The sequence below is a fragment of the Gammaproteobacteria bacterium genome, assembly GCA_016765075.1.
GTDB lineage: Bacteria > Pseudomonadota > Gammaproteobacteria.
On record JAESQP010000048.1, the window covers coordinates 1 to 4,206 of the forward strand.

General features: G+C 48.4%; 3 protein-coding genes and 1 riboswitch. Of the genes, 1 reads left to right on the forward strand and 2 read right to left on the reverse strand.

What is annotated here, in order from left to right:
- The first annotated feature begins 237 nt into the window (after positions 1–237).
- The gene (gene waaA, locus JKY90_02910; protein ID MBL4851217.1) at positions 238–1,533 is read left to right on the forward strand and encodes a lipid IV(A) 3-deoxy-D-manno-octulosonic acid transferase; all 1,296 of its coding nucleotides are present in this window, start codon (positions 238–240) and stop codon (positions 1,531–1,533) included.
- Positions 1,534–1,810: 277 nt separating this feature from the next.
- Here the strand turns inward: waaA and JKY90_02915 are convergent, their stop codons facing one another.
- Positions 1,811–3,115 carry a TolC family outer membrane protein gene (locus JKY90_02915; GenBank protein ID MBL4851218.1) on the reverse strand — a complete coding sequence of 435 codons (1,305 nt, stop codon included), beginning with the start codon at positions 3,113–3,115 and terminating at the stop codon, positions 1,811–1,813.
- Positions 3,116–3,170: 55 nt separating this feature from the next.
- Positions 3,171–3,827, reverse strand: a complete 657-nt coding sequence (locus tag JKY90_02920) for a protein-L-isoaspartate O-methyltransferase (GenBank protein MBL4851219.1) — start codon at positions 3,825–3,827, stop codon at positions 3,171–3,173.
- A gap of 135 nt (positions 3,828–3,962) precedes the next feature.
- A riboswitch (TPP riboswitch) is annotated at positions 3,963–4,064 on the forward strand.
- The last annotated feature ends 142 nt before the right edge of the window (positions 4,065–4,206 follow it).

Genomic DNA, 4,206 nt, shown 5'->3' on the forward strand with positions numbered 1-4,206 from the left:
GCCTTGCACCCCAAGAGCCTGCCCCCGCGAAGGCGTGGGGGCACTTCCTGCGGGGCGCCTGACTCAATTTGGGGCGGCAACGCTACCATGTTTATAGTGTTAACAGACCCTGGGAGGCGTTGAGACCCAGCGTGCTATGCTAGCATACGTTACTCTTTTACACCGCCGTAGTGTTGAGCAGGTGTGCCCAATGCCATACAACAATACAGCTTTTTAGTTTAACCAAGCAGATTACGAATGCGTCACCTCTATACGTTACTTGCCCTACCCGTCGCCATTTTTTTTGAGCTGCGGCTATGGTGGCGGGCACTTTGGTCACAACAAACTCACCATGCATGGCAACAGCGCCTAGGTCAACGTTGGGGTCAAACGCCAATTTTTGCCAAAGCACCTATTTGGTTGCACGCCGTCTCGGTTGGTGAGGTGCAGGCGGTGGTGCCATTATTAAAACAAATTATTAATCGTTATCCCGATACGCCGGTGTTGGTGACTACCATGACCTCTACGGGTGCCGATCGTCTCAAACAAAGCCTGGGTGAGCACGTCACACATGCTTATTTGCCCTATGATTTGCCCTTTGCAGTGAAGCGTTTTCTCAAACGTAGTAAGCCCTGCATAGGCTTGATTATGGAAACCGAGATCTGGCCGAATCTCTACCATTATGCCGCGCTTGAATCGATTCCTTTAATGCTGATTAATGCGCGTTTGTCGCACAGTTCAGCGCGTTCTTATGGCCGCTTTGCCGGGCTGACAGAAAAAACATTACGCTGTCTGGATGTGGTGGCTGCACAAACATCAGCCGATGCCGAGCGATTTATTGCCTTGGGTGTGCCGCATCAGCGCGTGTTTATGACAGGTAATGTTAAATTTGATATTAGCATTGCATCGAGCCAGATTGAGGAGGCAGAGGCGCTACGCCGTATTTGGGGTAGCAGTCGCTCAGTCTGGATTGCTGCCAGCACACACGATGGTGAAGATGAGCAGGTTTTACAGGGTTTTAATCTTGTTCAAAAAACTGTGCCTGAGGCGCTGTTAGTGTTAGTGCCGCGTCATCCAGAACGCTTTGACAAAGTGGAATCACTTTGTCAAAAGCATGGCTTAAACGTTATACGGCGCAGTGCTAACACTATATGTTCGGATGATACCCATATCTTTCTCGGTGATAGCATGGGTGAACTGGCGATGTTTTATGCAGCGGCAGATGTCGCATTTGTAGGGGGTAGCCTGGTGCCAATAGGTGGGCATAATTTATTAGAACCCGCTGCCGTGGGTTTGCCTGTGATAATTGGCCCTTACACGCATAATTTTGAATACATTAGTGAGCTGCTATTGGACAAAGGTGCGGCACGACGAGTCATGGATGCCAACGAGCTTGGTTTAGCTGTGATTGAATTTTTGCAAGAGCCCAATCTGCGAGATAATGCCGGTGAGCAGGGACGACTGGTTGTAGAGCAAAACCGCGGTGCGGTCGATAGGGTCAAGGCATTAATTGCCAAACAGCTTGATCCTATTATAGATAGCCAATACATCTAAATGAACTAGGGAGCCTTTGAATAATTTTGGGGCAGAGAGATTGTGTCTAAAATTTTTCAGATCGAGACGAAAACCGTAGGCAATAGCGAGGCTATTGGTAAGATTAGCGCCGAAGAGTTAGAAGATTTTAGGCGTAAGATCGTGTTCCATGAATTATTCATAGACTCCCTAACTATGTTGCACTTGAAGTCCTGCGGCGTTATGTCTTGAGTAGGCCAGATTAGCGCTCTGTGAGAAAACACCTACTGGCATATGTTGATAATAAATCAGCGCTTTCCTAACGGCTTAACCAGAGATTCACCTCGCGAATATCATTATTAGTCAACACACCCGCTGCTTGTTTTAGGCGCAGTGTATTCAAAATATAATCATAACGCGCTCGAGCTAGATCACGTTTAGCACGAAATAAACCCCGCCTCGCATCGAGCACATCAACCGTGGTGCGAGTACCAACTTCCAAACCTACCTCATTGGCTTCTAGAGCACTTTGACTTGATTTTTCGGCTTGTTTTAATGCGTTAATACGGCTGATGCTTGCTAGCACTCCCAAATACGATTCCCTAACCTGACGTACCGTGCTACGTCGTTGTTGTTCAAGTTGTTGGCTTGCTTCATCCAGGCGCGCTAGTGCTACGCGTGTTTGTGAGCGAATTCGCCCGCCTTGGTAAAGCGGCACATTGAGCTGCAAACTCAATGCTGTGCTGTCGATTTCGCTACCACCGAGGCTACCACCACCAGAAACACTATTAGACTGACTAGCGACAACATCAACGCTAGGATAGTGACCAGATTTCGCGCGGTCTATCGCGTGACGTAGATTTTCGCTAGCAAATTCGGCGGCCTGTACGGTGAGATTTTCATTAAGCCCCACCTCGACCCAGCGTTCAATATTATCAGGGTCAGGTGAGGGTAGCGGCGTGTTAGCGATCAACGGTGCCAGAACATCGTGATAGTTGCCAGTGACTTCACGTAAGCCTTCACGTGCGCTTAAAAGCGTATTTTCAGCGTCAATGCCATCAGCAATAGACAAGTCATAACTCGCTTGCGCTTCATTAACGTCGGTAATAGGAATCAGGCCGACATCAAACCGTTCATTAGTTTGGTCAAGTTGGCGCGCGATAGATTTTTTTTCGGCCTCGGCAAACGTAACATTGTCTTCTGCAGCCAACACATCAAAATAACGCTCAGCGGCACGCACAATAAGCCCTTGTTTGGCACTAGCAAAATTAGCCTCGGCTTCACCGATAATGGCATTTGTCTGACGCCGCTGCACGATCGCATCGCGGTTGTATATAGATTGCGTCAGACTTAGCGTATAACCACGTGAGTTAAAGTCTTCGTTACCACCAAATTGGCCAATCTCAAATTGACGATCTTGTGAATTGTCGGTGGTGTTGGCAGTGAGGTTAATATTAGGCAAGAAATTTGCGCGCGCCTGTGGGCGAGACTCTAATGCTATGTTGTAAGCCGCCTCAGCTTGATTAACCTGCGGATTATTAGCTAAAGCAAGACTAAGAATTTCTTCAAGGTTAACCGCATTAGCATTGCAAGACAGGCCAAACGCAGCAAGTAAGATCAGCATGCGAGCTGACACTTCTATTCTAGAAACAGCGCACTTAGTGATTAAAATGCGCCGCCTAAAATATGAAGCTGGAAGGCGTTTTAGCATTTTTCAGTGGTGCTAAGTCTGTTTCAAACAAGCTTTGTTTAACCCATTCATCCACGGTCACGCGGGTGACGAGCAAAGCTTCCATAATGGGAGGTTGGCCAGCAATAACAAACAAGCGCCCACCAACATTGAGACTTTGCGCAAAGGCATCGATATATTGTGGCAACGAACCCGTTACGGCGATAACATCGTAGCTTTCTGCGTCGGTTTTCCAGCCGTTTGATGCATCACCCTGCTCAAGTGTGACATTGCTAATATCGTGATGATCAAGGCGTGATTTGGCTTGCAGCAAAAAGTCTTCATGGATATCGACGCTGGTGACATGCGCGGCCATTTTAGCCAGCAGGCCAGTGACATAACCGCTGCCCGTACCCACTTCAAGTGCGCGCTCGGTGTCACCGATGTTCAATGTTTGCACCATGCGTGCTTCGAGTTTGGGCGACATCATTACTTCGCCGTGATCCAATGCAATATTGATGTCAGCATAGGCCAGTGGTTTATTGCTGTCGTTGACGAAGGTGTCACGTGGCAGCGCCTCCAACAAATCCAACACGCGCTGGTCGAGCACATCCCAGGGGCGGATTTGCTGTTCAATCATATTAAACCGAGCTTGCGCCAGTTGCATCATCATCACCAAATATTAACGATCAGAAGAGGCACCATTTTAGCTAGCTTAGCCACAGGACGCCAGCTTGGCGACCAGTTTATGGATGAAGCATCGTGTGATTTTCAGGGCTAGGATGGTATCCTATGCAGCAACACAGTGTTGCGGGGGTGCCTTAGGCAAGAATGCTAGGCTGAGAAAGACCCATTGAACCTGACCCGGCTAAGACCGGCGGAGGGAAGCAGCTAGTCGCTTACCTGCCTGAGTTCTTTCTTTACCAAGTCTTTTTTTATGCCCCCCTGATGTAAATTACTTTTAGGAGCATGACCATGAACGCACCAGAGCGCATATTAAGTCAGACCGCACAGGTCGATCAGGCTGCCATCAAAAATTTTCCCAA